This is a genomic window from Streptomyces sp. 8N706 (genome assembly GCF_052245415.1).
Lineage (GTDB): Bacteria > Actinomycetota > Actinomycetes > Streptomycetales > Streptomycetaceae > Streptomyces.
This window is the reverse complement of the sequence record NZ_JBQQBW010000041.1, coordinates 24,857-45,654: the sequence shown is the minus strand read 5'-3', so window position 1 is coordinate 45,654 and position 20,798 is coordinate 24,857. Positions and strand designations below refer to the sequence as shown.

The 20,798-nt window shown below is 69.4% G+C and carries 19 protein-coding genes and 3 pseudogenes; 12 read left to right on the top strand and 10 right to left on the bottom strand.

The window, feature by feature from the left end; all coding sequences use genetic code 11:
• Positions 1-30: 30 nt before the first annotated feature.
• Positions 31-1,116: a DUF2855 family protein gene (locus tag ACTWQE_RS17695; protein ID WP_443329919.1), complete on the bottom strand. Its 1,086-nt coding sequence runs from the start codon at positions 1,114-1,116 to the stop codon at positions 31-33.
• A 57-nt stretch (positions 1,117-1,173) separates the two neighbouring features.
• On the opposite strand from ACTWQE_RS17695, the gene ACTWQE_RS17690 reads away from it, so the two are divergent.
• Positions 1,174-1,830, top strand: a complete 657-nt coding sequence (locus ACTWQE_RS17690; protein ID WP_443329918.1) for a TetR/AcrR family transcriptional regulator — start codon at positions 1,174-1,176, stop codon at positions 1,828-1,830.
• 235 nt (positions 1,831-2,065) lie between these two features.
• Here ACTWQE_RS17690 and ACTWQE_RS17685 read toward each other — a convergent pair whose 3' ends face one another.
• The gene (locus ACTWQE_RS17685; protein ID WP_443329917.1) at positions 2,066-2,713 is read right to left on the bottom strand and encodes a CatB-related O-acetyltransferase; all 648 of its coding nucleotides are present in this window, start codon (positions 2,711-2,713) and stop codon (positions 2,066-2,068) included.
• Between the two features lie 45 nt (positions 2,714-2,758).
• Here ACTWQE_RS17685 and ACTWQE_RS17680 point away from each other — a divergent pair, with 45 nt between their 5' ends.
• Complete coding sequence (locus tag ACTWQE_RS17680; RefSeq protein ID WP_443329916.1) at positions 2,759-3,547, top strand: class I SAM-dependent methyltransferase; 789 nt, start codon at positions 2,759-2,761, stop codon at positions 3,545-3,547.
• 403 nt (positions 3,548-3,950) lie between these two features.
• On the opposite strand, the gene ACTWQE_RS17675 is transcribed toward ACTWQE_RS17680, so the two are convergent.
• Positions 3,951-4,457 (bottom strand): GNAT family N-acetyltransferase, encoded by a 507-nt coding sequence (locus ACTWQE_RS17675; protein WP_443329915.1) that lies wholly within the window; start codon positions 4,455-4,457, stop codon positions 3,951-3,953.
• 1,065 nt (positions 4,458-5,522) lie between these two features.
• Here ACTWQE_RS17675 and ACTWQE_RS17670 point away from each other — a divergent pair.
• From ACTWQE_RS17670 to ACTWQE_RS17655, 4 genes and pseudogenes are all read left to right on the top strand, one after another.
• Complete coding sequence (locus ACTWQE_RS17670) at positions 5,523-5,744, top strand: hypothetical protein (protein ID WP_443329914.1); 222 nt, start codon at positions 5,523-5,525, stop codon at positions 5,742-5,744.
• Between the two features lie 695 nt (positions 5,745-6,439).
• Positions 6,440-6,838 (top strand): DUF2267 domain-containing protein, encoded by a 399-nt coding sequence (locus tag ACTWQE_RS17665; protein ID WP_443329913.1) that lies wholly within the window; start codon positions 6,440-6,442, stop codon positions 6,836-6,838.
• A gap of 437 nt (positions 6,839-7,275) precedes the next feature.
• The gene (locus tag ACTWQE_RS17660) at positions 7,276-8,385 is read left to right on the top strand and encodes a Rieske 2Fe-2S domain-containing protein (protein ID WP_443329912.1); all 1,110 of its coding nucleotides are present in this window, start codon (positions 7,276-7,278) and stop codon (positions 8,383-8,385) included.
• Between the two features lie 159 nt (positions 8,386-8,544).
• Positions 8,545-8,973, top strand: a pseudogene (locus tag ACTWQE_RS17655) (site-specific integrase); the annotation flags it as partial.
• A gap of 309 nt (positions 8,974-9,282) precedes the next feature.
• Here the strand turns inward: ACTWQE_RS17655 and ACTWQE_RS17650 are convergent.
• The gene (locus ACTWQE_RS17650) at positions 9,283-10,500 is read right to left on the bottom strand and encodes an erythromycin esterase family protein (RefSeq protein ID WP_443329911.1); all 1,218 of its coding nucleotides are present in this window, start codon (positions 10,498-10,500) and stop codon (positions 9,283-9,285) included.
• A 58-nt stretch (positions 10,501-10,558) separates the two neighbouring features.
• Between ACTWQE_RS17650 and ACTWQE_RS17645 the strand changes: the two genes are divergently transcribed.
• Positions 10,559-11,290, top strand: coding sequence for a TioE family transcriptional regulator (locus ACTWQE_RS17645; protein ID WP_443329910.1), 732 nt, complete (start codon positions 10,559-10,561; stop codon positions 11,288-11,290).
• A gap of 31 nt (positions 11,291-11,321) precedes the next feature.
• On the opposite strand, the gene ACTWQE_RS17640 is transcribed toward ACTWQE_RS17645, so the two are convergent.
• From ACTWQE_RS17640 to ACTWQE_RS17630, 3 genes and pseudogenes are all read right to left on the bottom strand, one after another.
• Complete coding sequence (locus tag ACTWQE_RS17640) at positions 11,322-11,564, bottom strand: Tn3 family transposase (protein WP_443329909.1); 243 nt, start codon at positions 11,562-11,564, stop codon at positions 11,322-11,324.
• A 52-nt stretch (positions 11,565-11,616) separates the two neighbouring features.
• Positions 11,617-11,955: pseudogene (locus tag ACTWQE_RS17635) on the bottom strand (Tn3 family transposase); the annotation flags it as partial.
• 108 nt (positions 11,956-12,063) lie between these two features.
• Positions 12,064-12,411 carry a MerR family transcriptional regulator gene (locus ACTWQE_RS17630; protein ID WP_443329908.1) on the bottom strand — a complete coding sequence of 116 codons (348 nt, stop codon included), beginning with the start codon at positions 12,409-12,411 and terminating at the stop codon, positions 12,064-12,066.
• A 1,165-nt stretch (positions 12,412-13,576) separates the two neighbouring features.
• Between ACTWQE_RS17630 and ACTWQE_RS17625 the strand changes: the two genes are divergently transcribed.
• From ACTWQE_RS17625 to ACTWQE_RS17615, 3 genes are all read left to right on the top strand, one after another.
• Positions 13,577-13,780 carry a cold-shock protein gene (locus tag ACTWQE_RS17625; protein ID WP_443329907.1) on the top strand — a complete coding sequence of 68 codons (204 nt, stop codon included), beginning with the start codon at positions 13,577-13,579 and terminating at the stop codon, positions 13,778-13,780.
• Positions 13,781-14,129: 349 nt separating this feature from the next.
• Positions 14,130-15,638 (top strand): DEAD/DEAH box helicase, encoded by a 1,509-nt coding sequence (locus ACTWQE_RS17620; RefSeq protein WP_443329906.1) that lies wholly within the window; start codon positions 14,130-14,132, stop codon positions 15,636-15,638.
• A 152-nt stretch (positions 15,639-15,790) separates the two neighbouring features.
• Positions 15,791-16,087, top strand: a complete 297-nt coding sequence (locus tag ACTWQE_RS17615) for an SCO5918 family protein (protein WP_443329905.1) — start codon at positions 15,791-15,793, stop codon at positions 16,085-16,087.
• 156 nt (positions 16,088-16,243) lie between these two features.
• On the opposite strand, the gene ACTWQE_RS17610 is transcribed toward ACTWQE_RS17615, so the two are convergent.
• Positions 16,244-16,621 carry a hypothetical protein gene (locus ACTWQE_RS17610; protein ID WP_443329904.1) on the bottom strand — a complete coding sequence of 126 codons (378 nt, stop codon included), beginning with the start codon at positions 16,619-16,621 and terminating at the stop codon, positions 16,244-16,246.
• Between the two features lie 301 nt (positions 16,622-16,922).
• A pseudogene (locus ACTWQE_RS17605) lies at positions 16,923-17,264 on the bottom strand (Lrp/AsnC family transcriptional regulator); the annotation flags it as partial.
• 157 nt (positions 17,265-17,421) lie between these two features.
• On the opposite strand from ACTWQE_RS17605, the gene ACTWQE_RS17600 reads away from it, so the two are divergent.
• On the top strand, positions 17,422-17,880 hold the full coding sequence (locus ACTWQE_RS17600; protein ID WP_443329930.1) for a hypothetical protein: 459 nt from the start codon (positions 17,422-17,424) through the stop codon (positions 17,878-17,880).
• Positions 17,881-18,291: 411 nt separating this feature from the next.
• Positions 18,292-20,082 (top strand): ATP-binding cassette domain-containing protein, encoded by a 1,791-nt coding sequence (locus ACTWQE_RS17595; protein ID WP_443329903.1) that lies wholly within the window; start codon positions 18,292-18,294, stop codon positions 20,080-20,082.
• On the opposite strand, the gene ACTWQE_RS17590 is transcribed toward ACTWQE_RS17595, so the two are convergent.
• On the bottom strand, positions 20,062-20,730 hold the full coding sequence (locus ACTWQE_RS17590) for an adenosylcobinamide amidohydrolase (protein WP_443329902.1): 669 nt from the start codon (positions 20,728-20,730) through the stop codon (positions 20,062-20,064). The genes ACTWQE_RS17595 and ACTWQE_RS17590 overlap by 21 nt on opposite strands.
• Between the last annotated feature and the right edge of the window lie 68 nt (positions 20,731-20,798).

Below are 20,798 nucleotides of genomic sequence, written 5' to 3'. Positions count from 1 at the left end.
AACTCGGCGCCGAGCCGTGCGCCGTGAGAATCAGAGGGCGAGGACATGGCCGGTGCGCGGTGCGGTCCGCCCCGACTGGACCTCGTGCCAGACCTTCTCCAGGGCCTCCGGGCCGTGGCCATGGACGACATCGACCCATCCCTCGACCACGGGGGCGAACCGCTGCCATGCGTCGGCGAAGCGCCGGTCCAGCCCCTCGCGCCCCCAGTCGCCGACGCGCTTGCGCATCTGGTCCGGTGCGAAGAACATGCCCGGGCCGGTGTCGGCCAGCGTGCCGGCGGGCCCGGGCTGCTGGTTGGTGACGCCGACGACCACGTGGTGCACCAGGGCGTCGCCGAGGTGGGCACGCAGCGCGGCGGTCAGGGCCTCGTCACCGGCGAAATCGGCGTACAGGGTGGGCTTGGCCGGGGAGAGCCGGGCGGCGTCCTCGTACGCCAGCACCCGGTCGTAGCAGCCCAGGCTCTCGGTGAAGGCGACGTTGCGCCGGGATGTCAGCCCCACGACCTCGCATCCCTGCCCTTGGAGCAGGAAGGCCGCACCGTAGGCGGTCTTGCTCGACGCGGAGGACAGGACGGCGGTGCGGGCACCCAGCCAGGAGTTGTCGACGAGCCAGTCGGCCAGCATGAACGAGGTCCAGAACAGCGGGCGGTACAGGATCTGGAGGTCCTCGCGGTCCGCCTCGTACGCCAGGTCGCCCGTGGTGAGGGCGTAGGCGTTGTAGGGCGAGGGCAGCGTGGCCCGGTGAGGGGTGGTGTCCCGGAAGCCGCGCTCTCCCACCCGCCCGGGGCGCACCCGCAGATGGCTGCCGGAGGGGAAGTAACCGTAGAGGCGGCTGCCGGGCTCGACGCCGTCGACGCGGGAGGAGACGACCTCGGCGAACCCCCAGAGCGGGACGATGCCCCAGCCCGCCCGGGCCGGGAAGAACTCCCAGTAGCGGAAGGAGTCGCCGAGCGCGGCGTAGGTGACGTTGTTGGCGGTGACGCCGACCCGGTCGACCCGCAGCAGCGCCTCGCCCTGCCCGACCTCGGGGACCGGCGCGTCGACCAGCTGGGCGCTCGACAGATCATCGCGGGCTATGAGCAGATTCCAGCCGCTGGACGTAGGAGTGGTATTCATGGCTCGGAAACGTACTTGAATCCGGATTCGGATTCAATACTGGCTAGGATGCAGCGCATGCTCTCCCCCGACCACTCAGCGCGCGAGCCCACCGCACCCCGGCGCACCCGGCGCGGGATCCGCACCAGGGACGCCCTTGTCGCCGCGGCCCGACGGATCTTCGAACGCGACGGTTATCTGGATGCCCGGATCGTCGACATCGCGGCCGAGGCCGGTGTCGCCACCGGAAGCTTCTACACGCACTTCACCTCCAAGGAGGACGTCTTCACGGCCGTTCTGACGGAGCTGCAGGACGAGATGCTGCACGCGGGAGTCAGCGGCGGCAGCCGCAAGGAGCTGCGCCGTGGGGTGGAGGAGGCCAACCGCGCCTACCTGGAGTCCTACCGCCGCAACGCGGCGCTGATGGCGGCCATGGAACAGGCCGCCGCCGTGGACCGGCGCTTCCTGCAGCTGCGGCTGCAGCGGTCGCAGGCGTTCATCGAGCGCAGCGCCGCGGCGATCACCCGGCTCCAGGAAGCGGGGCTCGCCGACCCGGCGCTCGACCCGGCCGTCACCGCCCGGGCCCTCAATGCCATGGTGAGCCGCATGGCGTACGTGACCTTCGCCACCGACCAGCCCGTGCCCTTCGAGGCGCTGGTGGAGACCCTCACCAGGCTCTGGGTGAACGCGTTGCGCATGCCTCATGAGCCCGAGCCTCCCGAGGCGGGCCGCTAGTGGGGCGTCAGCCAGGGTTCACCCCGCTCGCCGCCCTGGTACGGCCCCCCTCAGCTACCGCTGGGTGGGGCCCGGCCGGAGGCTGGGGGAGGGCCCAGCTGCGTTGCCCGATCGGCCGGGTAGGCCCTCCCCGGCCTTCGGCATGGGGCACCCCAGCGGCTGCGGGCGGCGTTCTCCTCCCTGCGGTGCCAGAGGCCGACCGGGCACGGGGTGGGCGCATGGGCTGTGCGGACGACTACGTCCCCGTCGGGGAGGCGGCCTCGAGGTCCTCGATGCTGCCGGACATGATCGTTCGGATGTGCTCGGTGATGTGCTCGGCGGGCCAGTCCCACCAGGCCAGGGCCAGAAGGCGGGCGATGTCCGCTTCGCTGTAGCGGTGACGGATGAGTCCGGCCGGGTTTCCGCCGACGATGCCGTAGTCGGGGACGTCGTCGACGACGACGGAACCGGAAGCGATGATGGCCCCATGGCCGATACGGACACCCGGCATGACCATGACCCCGTATCCGAACCAGACGTCGTTGCCGACCACGGTGTCCCCCCGGCCCGGCAGGCCGGTGATCAGATCGAAGTGCCCGGCCCAGGAACCGCCCACGATGGGGAAGGGGAACGTCGAGGGGCCGTCCATGCGGTGATTGGCGCCGTTCATGATGAACCGCACGCCCTCGCCCAGCGCGCAGAACTTGCCGATGACCAGCTTCTCCGGCCCGTAGTGATACAGCACGTTGCGGGTCTCGAATGCGGTCGGATCGTCGGGGTCGTCGTAGTACGAGTACTCGCCGACCTCGATCAGCGGCGAGGTGACCAGGGGTCTCAGCAGCACCACGCGCGGATGGTCCGGCATCGGGTGAACCACGGTCGGGTCGGCGGGAACAGCCGGCATGGCGATGGCTTCCTCCGGTCGCACGAAAACTGATGGGATTCCTCTATGAGCTCCTTGCCGTCGGCCGGGTCGCCGGCCGTGTATGACCGTATCGGCCTCGGCTATCGGGAGGTCCGCCGTCCCGACCCGCGGCTCGCAGCACTGATCCATGACGCGTTGGACGGGGCCCGCACCGTGGTGAACGTCGGCGCGGGAGCAGGCTCCTACGAGCCCCCGGACGCGGAGGTCACCGCGGTGGACCCCTCACGAGTCATGCTGGACCAGCACCCAGGGGCACACAGAGTCCAGGCCGGTGCGGAAAACCTGCCCTTCGGGAGCGGCGCGTTCGACGCAGCGATGGCCATCATGACCGTGCATCACTGGTCCGATCTGCACCGGGGGATCCGGGAACTGCGACGGGTCGCCAGGCGTCAGGTCGTCCTCACCTGGGACCCCGGCCATGAGCGCGAACTGTGGCTGGTCTCCGAATACCTGCCGGAGATCCGGAACCTGGACCATGCCCGCTTCACGCCCGTGGCCGAGGTCGCAGGGAGCCTCGGGGCACACACCGTCCGCAGCTTCCCCGTCCCCCACGATTTCAGCGACGGGTTCCAGGCCGCGTTCTGGCGGCGTCCGGAGCAGTATCTCGACCCGATCGTGCGACGGGCGAGTTCGACGCTCGCCGTCCTGCCCTCCGGTGTGGTCGAGCGGGCGATGCACCGGCTCCGGGGAGATCTGGCCTCCGGGGAGTGGCAACGGCGTCACGCCGACCTCCTGGCCGAGGACACCGCCGACTACGGCTACCGGCTTCTCATCGCCGGTGAGGACCTGCCGGCCCGGACGATCGCAGGGTGAAAGCCTTCGACCGGCCGCCGCGGTAGGGAGGCTGACGCGGAATCAGCACGAGGACAGAGCCGTGAGGCCATACGGTGGGAAGGCCCTTGCGGCCGTGACGGGTGCGGCCTGAGCGCCGGTCCCCCGAGCACATCTCCGGACCCCTCCGGCGTTGGTTTCGTCGACCTGGCGCACTACACCTACGTCTCGCCGCACCGTCGGCCTGCCGCCCCGCTGTTCACGGGGGAACGCGGTGATGGCCGAGCGTTTTCGGGCGGTACCGAGACGGACGGTGGCCGGTCTCGCCGCACTCGGGGAGGCTTCACGCTGGAGCCCGTATCCGGGTCCCTGCCGGTGCGCTGCAGGTGCGCGATCCCGTGTGCCAGCTCCGGATGTCCGAAGGAGCCGAGGCATCCAGGGCCGGCTACAGCGGTATCTGAATGTCGAGGACGGGCCCGGTCGCGCGGGCGGGCGGCGCGTCCAGGCTCTCCAGGACGTGAAGCATCGGGGCGTTGCCTGCGGCCACCGCGGCCGTCAGGGTGTGGTGGCCGGCCCGGCGGGCCACCTCGGCCGCGTGTGCGGCCAGTGCCGTGCCCAGCCCCTTGGACTGCCATGCGTCCTCGACCAGCACGGCGAGTTCGCCCACCCCCTGCTGATCGGTGCGCATGACGTTGGTCATGGCGATGATGCGGTCCGTGCGCTGGGCGGTGGTGGTGACCAAGGTGGTGCCGCGCCCCGGGTCGGACAGCTGCCGCCAACCGGCGGAGGACAGCTGGGATTTACCCGCGTGATAGCGCAGGGCTCTGCTGCCCAGCGAGCAACGGCGGTGCAGCGCCTGGATCGGACCGAGGTCGGCGGGGGTCGCCTCCCGGGTCCGGGTGGTGGTGCCATCGGTCAGCGTGATCGGGAATGCGGTGTCGGTGCCGGACATGCGCGTCTCCTCACGTTGCGAACGTGACTGGTGTACCAGGGAGCGCCAATACGCGGCAGATGCCCCCCTTTGGCACAGGAGAAGTCTTTGCGGACCGCCGGGTCGACTCAAGACGGATTCTCGCCATGTCGATTACCGTTAGCTTATACCCAGTCACCCATTGGAGTGACATCGGTCCCCCGGTCTCATAGACTCTGCCGTGGTTCCCTTGTGACCACCGTGTTCGTCCACGAGCCGGTCGAACCCGCGTGGTGCGACATTCCTCGTGGGACGGGTCCGGTTCGGTCGGCCACACCTGATCGGTCACCAGCTCGAGTGGATCCAGCCGCTCCGGTCGCTCCGTTGACGGCGGCGGATTCGCAATAGATAACACCTGGTCCACGGGGTCGCACCGGTCTTCGTCAGGCCGTACGCCCCGGATCCGCTGCCGTCCGCGACCCGGTGACGCTCGCCGCCTGGGTCGTCGAACGTCCTGGAAGTGAGGGTGTCCGCTCCGACCGTGCCGCTTCCCCGCCGCAGGGCGTCGTTCCGCCGGATGCGCCTACGACGGGCACAACGAGTACCGGGGAGACGCCCGATGAAGGCCTCCACGCCTTCTGGTCGGACCGATACTCACCCGTGCCGTCGCCGCACGGAGGGAACCCGCGCTCGTCCCGACGCCGCCGCCCCCGGCGGCTCGACCGGTTCCCGCGCGGCCATGCCATCGACCGACCTCACGGCTCGGGCGACGTGGGGCGGGGATGGCGCTACGGGGCACCGCGGCCTCGCGGAGGACGAGATGGTGCTCCGGGTGTCCTGGGGCCGGGTGTGCCGCGCCTTGGGCTTGATCACGTCTGATCGGCAGCTGCCTCAGATGGCCGAAAGCCGAGGAGTCGCACCCGGTTCCCGGCAGGTGTGCCGGCGGTACGCGAGGTCTGCCCCGCCCTGGGCGGGAACGCGGGACGTTCGGGCGGGCGGGTGGCCGGCTGCCGCGAAGGGCCGAGGATGGTGAGTGCCGGATCGAATCGTTATCGTCGCTCTCCTGGCCTGACCGTTCGGGCCCCGTGGGCGCATACTGGTTCCACGATGACGAAGCCACCCGCGCCCCGGCGCCACCTGCCCACAAGCCCCTTCAAAGCCCCGGTTGTGCCGCCGGTCAAGCAATTCGGACTGGGGGACCGAGTCTCACACGACCAGTACGGCCTGGGCCGGATCATTGGTGTCGAGGACGGGATCGCGATGCTCGTCGACTTCGGCTCCCGCCACGCCCGGATCGTCAGCCCGTACACGGGCATGAATAAGCTCTGACCTCGACAATCGACCTCCACCTCGTGCGGCGACCTCGCGACTTTTCCTGAGCCGGGACACTGGGCGCGCCAGGTCGCATCGCTCAGGTATTCGAACAAGAATGAAACGGCGCGTGAGCGCCGTACGCGACGCCCGGGCCGTGGCACGGGCGTCGCCGGATGTCCGGAACCCGCTGTCCTGCCGACCGTCCGTACCTGTCCTGGGGACGGAGGCGACAGGAACTCGACGCGTTCTCCCGGCCCACCGGTCCATCCCGACGGCCCGATCCTCGCCGGACCCGCACGGCCCGCCTCCCCCCGCCCGCCGGCCGAGACAAACAGGCAGCCGGCCGAGCGGCCTGTTCTGTGCTCGCCCTCCTGGGCGCGGCCCGACCGCTGACGCGGATACGACGGCAACCGATCGGATCAGTGGGCGGGCGCCCATTGAGTCGGTCCTGTCACGTTTGCCCTGGGTTATGTAGGTGGTGCCACGTCACCTGCGCATCGTGCCGGGACAGGAGCAACCGAGATGATCAGGCGTACCACCGGGGTGCTACGGCGCATTTCGGTCACCGAGCCAACCAGGCTTCGCGAACAGCCCTCAACAGCGGCGAGTCCCTCGGACCATGCGCGGGTGAACCGACCGGGGTGCCACAGCCGGATACCCGCCACACCACGGCAACAATGGGACACCCGGCGTACGACAAGGGAGTCGGCATGGTGATGAAATGGGATGTCTTTCTGGAGCAGGTCCAAGAACGGGGCGAGTACCCCACGCGGCAGGAAGCCGACCGAGCGGCCCGGGTAGTGCTTGCCCTTCTGGGGGCGCACCTGGTGGGCTCGGTGAGAGCCGAGCTGGCAGCCCGGCTTCCGGAAACGTGCGCACTGGTGCTCCTCAATCCCCTCCCCGCGGCCGAGCCACTGGGGCCGGACCGCTTCGTGCGCGCCACAGCCGCGTGGATCGAGGGGGCCACCGAACAGACAGCCAAGTGGGACGTCAGCGCCGTCCTCAGCGTGGTGGCCGACGCCGCCGACGAAGAATTGATGGGCCGCGTCCTGCTCCAGCTCCCCCCTGGATACGACCTGCTCTTCGGCCACCCCCAAACCAACGGCTGACGCAAGCCCATGACGGCGGTGGACGGTACCGGCCGGGCCCTTCGGCCATGAAGACCCGGCAGCATCCTCGGACGGCCGAGGGCCCGATAACCATCGCCCCGCCGCCCGGCACCGGCCGGAACGCGGCGCCGCCCCCTCACGGCTCGAGGCCGGCCGTACGGACTCCTTGACCCCCGGCCGCGCCGGAGACGGATCAACTCGGCGTGGGAGCGGTCGCGCCGGAAGAGGCAACCCGCTGACTGCTGCCGGTGGCGTGCGTGGACTGCTGGGCGGGCCCTCGGCGAGGGCTGCGTCGAAACCTTCGTTCCAGCGGCCGCAACTCGGAATGAAGACGGGGATATTAAACCGACTTTATTGGTTATCCAGTCGGCACTTCTTCCGCAGGCAGCCTGGATAGCCTGGAACACCATCCTGCTTGGACTTGGGCTGGAGGATCGATGAGATTATCCCGCAAATATGGACTCCGTATGAGTCAAGGCCCGACGCCCGCCGACGTGGCATTGGCTCCCGGTCTGCCGTACCCGGACGGTTGGGCCGCGGTGGCCTTCTCCGAGGAGCTGAAACCGGGAGCAGTCCTCACCCGCCCGCTCATGGGCGAGGACGTCGTGCTGTACCGACTGCACAACGGCGATGTCCGGGCCATCCGCCCGTACTGCCCGCACCTGGGCGCGCACCTCGGCTTGGGAGAGGTCGACGGGAACGACCTCGTGTGCCCCTTCCACCGTTTCGCGTTCGGCCTGGACGGCTCCTGCGTGCGGACCTCGTACGGCACGCCGCCTCCGAAGGCCTCCCTGGTTCAACTGCCGGTGCGCGAGGTCAACGATGCCGTGTTCATCTGGCGGCATCACGCCGGCGGACAGCCGGACTGGGAAATCCCCGTCTGGCATGCGCTCGGTCACCTGCCCCCGCGGCACGCCACGTGGGAAATGGCCGGTCATTCCCAGGATGTGATGGAGAATGCCGTGGACTTGGGGCACTTCTCCGCGCTCCACGGCTGGGCCGAAGCCGAACTGGCCGCTCCCGTCGCCTTCGACAGGGTGAGATTCCATGTGTCGATGCGGGTGCGTGAGACTTTTCCCCTGCTGGGTCGGCACCAGGTCGAGATCGAGGCCGACGGATACGGTCTCAGCTGCCTCCACACCGATGTCCGCACACCAGGGCTGGGCCTTGAGATGTGCACGCTGGTCATGGCCACGATGATCGCGCCTGGTCGGATGCAGTTCCGGCAGGCGAGCCGGATCGCCGTAGCGGGACCGTCGTGGCTGCCACCATCGGTGGGACGGGGGGTGGGGCGTGCGCTCTCACGGCTGCTGGCACGTCCGATGTTCCGGTGGAGCTGCGACTTCACGGCCGCCGACTTTCCTATCTGGAGCACCAAGGAATACCAGTCGCCCCCACGACTCGCTCAGGCCGACGGGCCGATCGGCCCTTTCCGTCACTGGGCCCGGCAGTTCTACCCGTTGAACGACAACCGACAGGTGCTGGGGGGTGAGGAACATCCGCGTCAGATCGTGGCTAAGCCCGGATCGCCGCTGGTGGGCGGGTGACGGGGGGTCGGTTGCGGGGGCGGCCTGAAGTTCTTCCACAGATAACGCCCCATGATCTGCGGCATCGCCGATCATGACCTGCGGCGACGTCGTCGGGCCGCTGCGCGAAGTGGCCCGTTATCTGTGGCAAGGGGGAAGCGGTGCCCGCCGTCGTTCAGTCGGGCGCGTGAGGACTTCGTGCTGGAGACGGTCTACTGGGACGCTGGCACTGCGCGGCTGCTGCCCTGCCTGATCCAGGGCCGCATCCGCGGCCCGGTGTTCGTCACCCATCGCCGCACGGGACCGGGCAAGGTCGTCTCGCCGCAGGATGTGTGCCCGGACACCGGGCTGGCCCGACTGTCGTACGGGCAGGCCCGCGCGCTGCCGGACCAGCACACCGCGTCAGCCGGGTAAGGCACCGGCTGGGACCTGCACGAGTGGAGGCACTTCGGCCTGACCCACCTCGGGGAGGCCCGAACGAGCCTGCTGATGCTCATGGCCAAGTCGAGGCATCGCAAGCCGGAAAACGTGAAGCGGTACGTCAAGCCGTCACCGGAGGCCATCGCGGAGGTCAGCAGCCTGCTGGCGCCCGGGGGCGGCCGGCGCTGAGCGGTCGTATTCGCCATTGACGGCCGGGACGCCTCCGCGCATCGGCCCTCCCCCAGACTCCGTCCGGGTGGGGGTGCCCCCGGCCGAAGGCTGGGGGAGTGCCCCCACGCTGCGTTGTCGGGCTCGTCCGAGTACTCCCCTGGCCTTCGGTATGGGGGACCCCAGTACGAGGACGACCTCCCCCAGCCTCCGGCCGGGGGTACCCCCACCGCCTTGCGATCGCACGCACCTGGGGGCACCGCCCAGCGGTAGCTGGGGGAGCCGCGACCCCCGCCCTTCGGGCGGACGGCGCTACTTTCGAAACACGCCCTAGCTCTGCGGGACGTCCTTGACGAACACGATGCCGTCGCTGTCCGCCAGGTGGGCCGGGTCAAGCGGGGCGTAGCCGAACCAAGGGGATATGCGGGGCGCGGGCCGTGTGTCGCCGAGGGCGGTGGCCAGTCGCGGGGTGTCGATGACGCAGCGGTCCTCCGGGAGCGCGTACAGGCGTCCTTCGAGGGTGTCCGGCGGCGGCGTGTCCACTCCCTGGTGCCGGATCGTGCCGAGAGCCGTGGCCACGAAGGCGTACTCCTCGCCGAGCCGGGCGCTCACCAGCGCACCGGCGCTCCACCACTCCACCGGCATCCCGCCCATCCGCATCGAGCTCTTGGCCCGTTGGAGATGGGCGTTCTGGGCGTGGACGAGTGCCGGGCCCCGTTCGGCGACGGCGAGGAGGTTGTGGGCCATCATCTGGTCCCGGACGCCCACCAGCCCTGTCATGCGGGCCGGTGAGGTGTCGGCCATCCAGTGGTGGTAGCGCAGCAGGCCGGTCGCGGTGCGACCGTACAGGCGCGCCCGGTCCCAGTCGTCCCGCGAGGTCGTCACGAGCAGGTGCGGCGTCTGCTGGTCGAGCAGTGCCACCAGATCGTCGGCGAACAGTCGCAGTTGGCCGGCCTCGGCCGACTGCCCCGTGGACTGGGACGGGTCCATCATCGCGGCGGGGTTGGTCCACCGGTCGTCGGTGCCGAGCAGGCGGTCGAGTGTGTCCGCGGTGCAGGGGAGCAGGTCCGCGTCCACCCGTGCCGAGAGGTAGCCGTGGAGTGCCGTGAGGGCCTGCCGGGGGCTCGCGGCGTGGGTGATCTCCAGCGGGCCGTCGAAACCGGCGAAGCGGAGCCGCTCGGACGCGGGCCGGCCGTCGTTGTCGGCGCGGACGTTGTAGGCGCGCATCCAGCGCACGAGTTCGCGGTTGGCCGCGGAGGTACCCCAGCCGTGGCTGATTCCATGCTCCATGACGTCGTCGAGGGTGCCCGTGCCCGAGGTGACGTAGTCGTCGACGACCAGGCCCATCATGCAGTCGCTCTCGATCGCGATCGTCCGGTAGCCCTCCTGCTCGACGAGCTGCCGGAAGAGCTCGTTGCGCAGGTCGAGCAGAGCGTCCTCGCCGTGGGTGGGCTCGCCCAGGGCAAGCAGCCGGGGCCGGGCGGGGAACAGCCTCATGACGGCGGCGGCCTCGACGGCATGGGCGGTGTCCTTGATGTCGGTAGCCATGCCTTCAACGGTATCGTTGAACCTTCGGTTGAAACTTTTCCGCGATATCGTCAGCCACATGGGGCGAAACCTTCAAAGCGGTGAGCGGCTCAGGCCCGTTGATCTGGCGCGCGGGCACGGTCTGTCCACACAGGCGATCAGGAACTACGAGGAGGCCGGCATCCTTCCGGCCGCCGGTCGCACACCCCACGGCTACCGCACCTACACTTCGCTGCACGCGGGGGCCCTGCGCGCGTTTCTTGCCCTGGTGCCCGGGCACGGCCACCAGACGGCGTCGTCGATCATGCGGGCGGTGAACGCGGGCGCGGCCGAGGATTCGTTCCGCCTCATCGACGAGAGCCACGCCCAGCTCCTCGACGACCGCCGGACCCTCCACGCCGTGGAGAGCGCCCTCCGCGACCTGGAGCCCACCACGGCGGCCGAGCCGGACGCGTTGTCCGGGCCCGGCGGCACGTTCATCGGGCCGCTGGCGGACAAGCTCGGGATCCGGCCCGCGACGCTGCGCACATGGGAGCGCGCCGGGCTGGTGCGCCCGCGGCGCGACCCGCGGACCGGGTACCGCGTCTATGACGAGGCGGACGTACGGGACGCCCGGCTGGCCCACCAGCTCAGGCGGGGCGGCTACCTGCTGGAGCAGATCGCCCCGCTGATCGCCCAGGTGCGGGCGGCCGGCGGGCTGGAGCCGCTGGAGGCCGCACTGTGCGACTGGCACGGTCGGCTGTCCGCCCGCGGGCGGGCGATGCTGAACGGGGCCGCAGAGCTGGAGGCGTACCTCCGCGAGCGCGGATGAGACGTCGGTCGCCAGCCGAAGAGAACAAGAGTCACCAACGGTTCCGTCTCGGCTGACCCGTCGCCGATGTCGGCCTGGTCCCCGGCTGAGACTTACTCCTCATCGACCGCAGCCGGATCACCCAGGGGCCGCAGGCCACCGGCAGCTCGGGGAGCTGGAACGAGTACCGGCCGTGCATGGTGATGTGATGTCGCACGAACGGCGAGAGACGGGCCACACCCTCGTCACGGACGTCGAAACCGTTCGCTCGCAACTGCGTGACCGCGACGTCCATATGCCTGGTGTTGAAGAGTACGAGGGCGTTGAGCACAAGGCCGAGGGCGATCTGGCAGGGCGATCTCCCCGGTGCCGACCTGCTCGCTTGTGGTGTCGAACACGATCTGGAACGCGGCGGCCGGCTTCGCCGAGGCCCGCTCCGCACGCGGCAGGGTCTTCAGCTTCTCCTTCGCCGTCTCCCGCTCCGCCCTGGCCGGCAGCTTCGTGGCGGTGAGCACTTCGAGCAGGTCCAGGGCGTCATCGACCGCGGGGGACGTCAGGTGGACCGCGGTGGCCGGCAGCGTGGCCGGACGCCGGGAGTCGCTGTGCCGCTGGAGCGGCGATGCCTTGCCGTCCAGCCCGTAGCGCGACAGCTCCGCCAGCCGGCGCGGTGGGAGGAGAAGGAGGTCGCGGTCGGGCTGCACGTACCGAGGTGCAGCCCGGGAGGCGTAAGGCAGCGATCACCCGGGTCTTGGCCGGGGGAGTCGAGGGTGGTGGGCGGCGTACGGCAGTGGTGGTCAGGAGTGTGTGTGCCGCTGCGGGGCGGCGGCAGGCCGGCGGAGTTCTTCGTTGAGCCGCTGGGCTTCTTCGAGTTGGTCTTCGAGGATGACGATGCGGCACGCGGCCTCGACCGGGGTGCCCTGGTCCACGAGTTCGCGGGCGCGTGCGGCGATGCGCAGTTGGTAGCGGGAGTAGCGGCGATGGCCGCCTTCCGAGCGCAAGGGGACAATGAGCCGGGCTTCACCCACGGCCCGCAGGAAGGCTGGTGTGGCGCCGATCATCTCCGCGGCGCGGCCCATGGTGTAGGCGGGGTAGTCGTCGTCATCGAGCTTGTCGGTAGCGTGCGAGGGGGTTTCTCGGGTCACGTGCACCTCTTCGTTGGACGCGTCGAGGGGCCCTGGCGCCGTACGGCACCAGGGCCCCGAGGGGTTTCAACACCATCTACCGGCGCCCTGCGCCGGCCTTCTGTATCCGCATGCTCGCCCGAGCGGGCCGGGATGCGGGGATCGCGGCTGCGTGACCGGGGACCACCATCCAATCCGGGGTCTGCGGTACCCGAGCGAAGTGGTCCTCGCTCGGGCGATCCTGATGGCGTCTTCTCCTCTCTTCCTTCTCTTGTCGGTTTCTTGCCGGTACTGCTGTTGTGCGGTCCTGCTCGGCGGCCCTGGGGGCCGCCCGGCCCGACAGTCGGTGGTGGGACCCTCCTGTAGCTTCCCGGCCCCACGACCCCACTGCCGTGCCGTGTCCTGCTCGCGGCCGTTCGTCTCCGCCGCGTATCACTGACGTCGCTGACTGCGAGAGAAACACTAGCCCTGCCGGCTTTGAATGTCTACTGCGGCCACGACAGTTTTTCTCCGGCCGCAGGGCACAGTCACCAGATCGCCGATCCGAGTGCGGCGGTTGTCGGAGCCCGGGCGGGGGTGAAGGGCCGTGTCCGGAGAGGCGTCATACCTCCCCGCCGTAACGGTGGGAAGTGGCCGGGCTCCCGAGGGCCGCCGGTGGAGGGTTCGAGCCCCTTCGGGCTCCGCCTGTGGACCCGGCCCTTCCGCGCCATCGCTCGCTGCCTTCGGCCCCGCCGCGCAGCGACCCTGCCGGCCGTCCGCCGGCCTCCCTGCCCCGCTGCCTACGGGAGGCGGCGGGATATCTACTACGACGGCTCCAGGTTTTCTGCGCTGTCGTGAGAGATAGCGTGTTCTCGCCGTCACCACTCCCGAGGCTTTCCCGGCGGATAAGAGGCTGCGCCGCTGCCGGATATCTAATGCCGCAACTACAGAAATAGTCGCGAGTGCGGGTGGCGATTTCGGTGTGCCAGAAGTGGCGGGAGGTGTGTTCCCTGCACGCCCGCTCCTGCCGTGCTACTGTCGTTCTCAGTTGCAGTTGTGGTTCCCAAAGACTTCAAGTGCCCTCGCTGGTGTCCAGCCGCGGGAGCACTTTTGTATTTCCGGTTGCATTTCCGGACGGGGCAATCATCGCGGCGACGCGGGGTCCGTACAGTGCGGTCCCCGGGAACTGCCCCGAAGGAGATATGACATGGCTACTGGCACCGTGAAGTGGTTCAACGCGGAAAAGGGCTTCGGCTTCATCGAGCAGGACGGCGGCGGCGCCGACGTCTTCGCCCACTACTCGAACATTGCCGCCCAGGGCTTCCGCGAGCTCCTGGAAGGCCAGAAGGTGAGCTTCGACCTCACCCAGGGCCAGAAGGGCCCGCAGGCCGAGAACATCGTTCCCGCCTGACGCAGACGCGTACGACGAAGCTGGGGCCCACACCTTGGGTGCGGGCCCCGGCTCGTTGCCTTTTGGGCGCATCCCGCAGCGCCGCGACCGCAGCACAAGCGCCGGGGCAGTCCGTCCGGTTGCTGAGCCGCCCATAGGTTGCGGCAGGGCATGGCCCCGTCCAGCCCTTGACCGGCATCGGAATCGCCATCTCTGTGCGGCGCATGTCGATCCCCTTTTCGACGCGCCCGCCCGGCCGATTCCGCACCCCGGCTTTCATTCATTTTTTTCGGTCCGTTCCTGCAATTCCCCTGTGGGCAGCTCATTGCTGCGGGAATTCCTCGACGTACCGCATCGAGGAAGGTTCCGTATGAACCGCACTGCTCGCACGAACGACCGCTACTCCCGCACACGCACCACCGGCTCCGGCCACCGTTCGAAGGCTACGAGCCGCTCCGGTGTCCCGAGCCGCTCCGCTTCCGCGGGCCGCTCCGGGCGTCACGGGCGCCGTCCCGCCGCTCCGCAGGGGGATTTCGCCCTGCCCCTCACCGTCACTCCCGCCCTTCCCCCGGCGGAGACCTTCGCCGACCTGGACATGCCGCCCGCGCTGCTGGCGTCCCTGACCGCGGAGGGCATGGCGGTGCCGTTCCCGATCCAGGCAGCCACCCTGCCGAACTCGCTCGCCGGCCGCGACGTCCTGGGGCGCGGGCGTACCGGCTCGGGCAAGACCCTCGCCTTCGGCCTGGCCCTGCTGGCCCGCACGGCCGGACAACGTGCCGATGCCGGTCGGCCGCTGGCCCTGGTCCTCGTACCCACTCGGGAGCTGGCGCAGCAGGTCACCGACGCGCTCGCTCCCTACGCCCGGTCGCTGAGGCTGCGCCTGGCCACCGTCGTCGGGGGTATGTCGATCGGCCGGCAGGTCAACGCTCTACGGGGCGGAGCCGAGGTCGTTGTCGCGACCCCCGGACGGCTGAAGGATCTCATCGACCGTGGTGACTGCCGTCTGAACCAGGTCGGCATCACCGTGCTGGACGAGGCCGACCAGATGACCGACATGGGCTTCATGCCTCAGGTCACGGCCCTGCTCGACCAAGTTCGGCCCGAAGGACAGCGGATGCTCTTCTCCGCCACCTTGGACCGCAACGTCGACCTGCTGGTCCGCCGCTATCTGAACGACCCCGTGGTCCACTCCGTCGATCCCTCGGCAGGCGCGGTCACCACGATGGAACACCACCTGCTGCACGTCCACGGGGCCGACAAGCAGGCCACCACCACCGAGATCGCCGCCCGCGACGGCCGGTTGATCATGTTCTTGGACACCAAGCACGCCGTGGACGGACTCACCCGGCACCTGCTGAAGAGCGGTGTCCGGGCCGCCGCCCTGCACGGCGGCAAGTCCCAGCCCCAGCGCACCCGTACCCTGGCGCAGTTCAAGGACGGCCACGTCAACGTCCTGGTGGCCACCAATGTCGCCGCCCGCGGCATCCACGTCGACAACCTCGACCTCGTCGTCAACGTCGACCCGCCCAGCGACCACAAGGACTACCTGCACCGCGGCGGCCGCACAGCCCGCGCCGGCGAGTCCGGCAGCGTCGTCACCCTCGTCCTGCCCAACCAGCGCCGGGACATGAGCAGGCTGATGACCGACGCCGGTATCACCGCGCAGAGCACCCAGGTCCGCTCCGGCGAGGCCGAACTGAGCCGTATCACCGGCGCCCAGGCCCCCTCGGGTGTTCCCGTCACCATCACGGCGCCGATCGCCGAACGCGCCAAGCGCAGGAACCCCTCCTCCCGCGGCCGGGCCCGCCGCTCCGCGGGATCGACCGCGACGGCGACAGGGACCTCTCAGCGGCGCTCCTCCCTCGGCACGGTGGCGTAAGTCTCCGTCCGACGACAGCACGGCTTGGCGGACGGTACGACGAGGACGGGTGCGCCCCGGATTTTCCTCGCTCTCACACGCTGATCTCCCTCAGGCCGACGGATCCCATCCGCCCGTTCTTCCGGCCTTTCTACGACCCCTGTTGAGGCATCATGCGTTGTGTCATCGCCCGCTTTCCCTTCGACCTCGTGAAGAGTGAAGTGGTGCAATCGATGAAGGGCATCAAGCCGGAACCCGTCACGGGGGAGTCCGTGATCATCGGCCGCCGCCATTACCCCGTCAAACAGGTCGGGGCAGTCATTACCCGGCTGGATCGCCGGGACTTCACCGCCGGCGAAATGACCCGAGCGCTGAGCCGCCTGGGCTTCACCTGCCGCTCCGCCCCTGCTGCCGTGCTCAGCCCGCTGGAGGAGGCGGCAGCGCTGCTCCAGGCCCCGTCACGCCCCTGACGGAGACGGGTGAACAGCGGAACCGACCATGAGTGGGCCCCGACTGCGTCATGCGCAGTCGGGGCCCACTCATGGTCGGCCACCCCAGGCCAACCCTGGCCACCCCCGTCCAGGATCGGGACGGTGACGGTGACGGATCGGCGGAGGCAGGGGACTTTAACGGTCCGAATAGCTGAAGTCGCCTACCGTCCAGGCGCCTACGTCCTTGATCGCGACGCGATACATCCCCCCGGTCTCGGGAATGCCAAGACTTCCCTGCAGGATCCGTGCGACATGGAAATGCAGGTGCGTAGGCGGCCCGCTGCGGTTCGGAGAGCGGGTCGCGGTGCCGGCTGAGGCAAAGAGGGCGGAAAACGGTCCCAGCCGATCCGATCCCTCCAGCACCTCGGCCACGCGTTGCCTCCACACGGCCTCGGGCGCCAGCCGTCCAGTGATGACAGCGCCTTGGAGAATCACTGTGAGAGACATCTGATTGCTCTGCTCCGACTCCACCCTTGCGGCGACGTCGACAAGCAGGTCATCGGGCTTCGACATGAGCGAAGACTTTACTACGCACCGGTCGCGCAGAACGGCCCTGGGCTCCCGCCGGTGACGGGGTGTCCGGGATGGCCGCATACGCCGCTCGCGTCCGGCAGCAGCCAATCATCGGCGGCCCCTGCTTGACCGCCTTCACCTTCACCGGTCCGCTGTCCTTCGTCCCCTTCCCGCTGCCCCCCTGACTCGGCAGGATCCGTACGATGCCGGACCGCCCCCAGCGGCCGGCATGGGTGGCCTTACGGTGGGCGAACAGGCAGTACAGAACCCGACGACACCCTTCTGCCCAGGGCGCATGTGTGATCGTGCGATTCCGGAGCGGGCTGGAGTAAACGACGCTGGTCGTGACGGAGCCCAGCCCGGCGATCCGGCTCGTTGTCAGCTCCAAGTGGCGCATGGAGCGTGCGACAACCTTCAGGACGAAGCAGTCCTCACCCGTCACATGATGGGCCTCGGGTATTTCGGGCGTCGTGGCGACCAAGTCGTGGAACGGCTTGTAGTTCCCGGTCGGGTGACGGAGCCGCACGAAGGCCAGGATGCCGAGCCCCAAGCGTTCCGGGTCCACCACGGCGGAGCAACCGGAGATCACACCGCTCTCCTCAAGCCGCCGGACCCGTTCAGTGACAGCAGAGGCAGACATGGCCGCACAGGGGCCACGAGGCAATCGGCACAAGGCCACCCCACCGACGACTTGGTGTGTACCTGACGCTAGAGTGCCATGCTTGTTCGATTTGCGCATGGGTGAAGGGGGAGGGGTCGTGAGCGCACAACTCAGGGACACCGCGAGTGCGTTGGCGGAAGTGCTGTGGCGGGAGCACGCCGTGTACCGGGACCGGTCCGGGGGAGTGGTGATCCGGGCTGATCATGTGGAGCGCTGGATCAGTCTCGCTCCTGCGGGTGGCCGGGACGAGATACTCCTCCGCGTCGGCCGCATTCTTGACAACGGCACGACAGCACCGGCGCGTTCGGAGGCTGTCGTGCCACTCTCCGCGGGGACGGGTGAGCTCGCCGCGACATGCCGCCGTCTGCTCGCCGATGCCGCCGTCGATGCGGTTGCGCCCGTTGCGCCGAGGCCGACAGCGTCCGGTCGGACCAGGCGGTCCGGGAAGCCCGCGCCGTCCGGGGAGCCCGCGCCGTCCAAGAAGGCCGCGCAGTCCGGGCGTGGAGGAAGACGTATGAGCTTCGCTTCCTGGCTCATCGTCATCTGCGTGTCCGGTGTTCTCGCTCTCTGTGTCTACAGCGCCGCGATCGGTAGATAGTCAGGCCCCCGGGATCGCCCCCACAACCGTCCACGCAGACGCGAAAAAGCGGAATAGTTGAATTGCGTAGTGGGCCGTCAACCGTAAGGTCAGTGAGTCACCGGCCAAAGTGGTTTTGCGCCACTCCTGGGTGGTGAGTACGAGTACCCCGGAGGGCGACAACCGACAACGAGAACCCGGTAGCGGGCCAATGAGGCCAACACCCATGGGCCAGCGCGTTCCCGGCCTTGGCCTGGTCACAGCATGGGCGACGGAAGGCGTGGGGAGCCTCGGCCGGACCCTGACGGACATGGTCGATAATCCGCTCGCCGAGACCTCGATCACGTTATGGCGAATTCCGCGGAATCGGGTACCACCATGTACCGGATACCTCTTCGCGCTCTTCTTCGGATTCGGGGGATGCTGGTGTCCATGAACCACACCATCAAGACGGAAAACCTGAGCCGGGCTTTTGGGGACCGGTTTGCGGTGGACGGGCTGGACATCGCTGTGGAGGCGGGGGAAATCTACGGGTTGTTGGGGCCCAACGGCGCGGGGAAGACGACGACGATCCGGATGCTGACCACGCTCCTGGCGCCGACCGCCGGGCGGGCGTGGGTGTGCGGATTCGATGTGGAGCGAGAGGCTGCGCAGGTCAGGCGGCGGATCGGGTATGTGTCGCAGGAGAAAGGCGTACGGCATCTGCTGACCGCTCGGGAGAGCGTGGAGATCGAGGCGGACCTGTTCCACGTGCCGCGCGGGGAGCGACGGCGCCGGGTGGAGGAGGTCCTGGAGGCGGTCGGGCTGTCGGCCGAGGCGGGGCGTCGGGTGGCCGAGTTCTCCGGAGGAATGCTCAAGCGGCTGGATCTGGCCTGCGGGCTGTTACAGGTGCCGCAGGTGCTGATCCTGGACGAGCCGACGCTCGGTCTCGACGTACAGTCGCGTCACCGCGTATGGGAGCACATCCGGGCGCTGCGGGAGCATGGGTCTTCGGTGCTGCTGACCACCAACTACCTCGATGAGGCCGACCGGTTGTGCGACCGGCTGGCCATCATCGACAGCGGCCGTGAGATTGTGAGCGGAGCTCCGGCCGAGCTGAAGCGGGCGGTGGGGGCGGACATTCTCGAGGTCGTCGCGGACGAGGGCGACCGGCTGCGGGAGGTGCTGAGCGGCCTGGCGTGGGTACGGCAGATGGCGCAGACGGCCGATGGCCTGCATGTCCACGTCGATGATGCGACGACGGCGCTGGCCATGGTGGTGGAGACCGCGCGGGACCACGGGGTGAAGCTGGCACAGGTGGGGTACCAGCAGCCCTCGCTGGACGATGTGTTCCTGCTGCACACCGGGCGGGGTCTGGGCGACCGAGGCAGTACGGAGGCGCAAAAGGCCGGCGGACCGGCGCCCGTGGTCCTGCACGGCGCCCACGCCGCACCCCACCCCGTACGCGGTCGGGTCCAGGAGACCGGTGCGCTCCTGCGGCGCTGGTTCCTCGAACTGCGGCGGGAAAGCCTCAATCTGGCGTTCACGCTCCTCCAGCCCGCCGTGTGGCTGGTCTTCCTGGGCAGTTCGCTCAGCCGCGCCGTGAACCCCGACACCGTCGAGCGCGCCGACTACGTCGCCTTCATGCTGCCGGGTGTCATCGCGTTCACCGCCATCGGCGCCGGTGTGAGCGGCGCGGTGCCCCTGCTGTGGGACAAGGAGACCGGGTATCTGGCCAGGCTGCTCAGCATGCCGGTGGCGCGTGGCTCGGTCGTGGGCAGCCGGATTCTGTTCCAGATGGTGCTGGGTGCGGCGCAAACGGTGATGATCATGGTGGTGGCCGCGGCCATGGGCACCAGACCGGCGGCGGACGCATGGAGCGCCGTGCTGCTGCTCCTGACCGTGATGCTGCTCGTGGGCGCCCTGTCGGCGGCGTTCATCGCACTGGCCTACCGGTCGTCGAGTCACACACTGTTCTTCACCATCAGCGGTTTCGTCTCGCTCCCGCTGGTGTTCACCAGCAGCGCCTTCGTGCCGTTGGCGGCCATGCCGGGCTGGCTGGCCGCCGTGGCGCGGCTGAATCCGCTCACCTACGCGATCGAGGTGATGCGCGGGCTGGTGCTGGGCGAGTGGCACGGCGGCGGACCGGCAGCGGGCATGCTCGTGCTGGCGGCCTTCGCGGCCGGAGCCTTGGTGCTGGTCGGGCGGATGACGCCGGACCGGTCAGGGCGGGGACTGGGCTGAGCGGACCACCGCACGATCAGGGTGGCGTTCCAGCCAATTGAGCGCACCGCGGAGCACGGCGGTGTGGACGGCACGCGCCAGCCGGGCACCCCAGGCGGAACGGGGGCCGCAGAAGGGTACGGCGGGACCGGGGGCCTCGGGCGCCGCCACGCAGACCGCGTCCGAGGCCGTGCCGGTGCACGGGAAGCCCGCCTCCCACAGCGCCTGGGACTTGGCCTCGGTCGCGGTGATCACGGCGTTGACCAGGGCCGCGTCGTCGAGTGGCACGGGCAGGGCCGCGATGATGTTCACCGTCCCGGGGCGCGGTTCCTCGACTACGGCGTCGTACTCCGCCGCCCACGTCGGCACGCTCAGCCCGACGGTCGCCGTCACCGGAACGCCCTCCTCCCGCACCCGTACGTAATACCGCACCGCCGTGGCCGTCAACATGCCCACGCCCGGCCCCTGGAGACCGCAGACGGTCGCGAGTTCCTCGAGGTGGGCGGCAGGGTCGGTGCGGTCGTACGCGAGTGGGACCTGGGCGTTGAGCACCCAGGTACGAGCGCCCAGACCGCCTCCGAGCACACCGGAGGAGAGCATGCGCCAACCGGGACCCGGCCGCCACACCACCGCCGTGGTGCCCGCCAGGTTTTGTACCGCGATGTCCATTCCACCCCCAGCCCGCAAACGCCCGAAAACCTCCTGCTGGAAGGGATCAAAGCGTTGCTAGGTTCCGG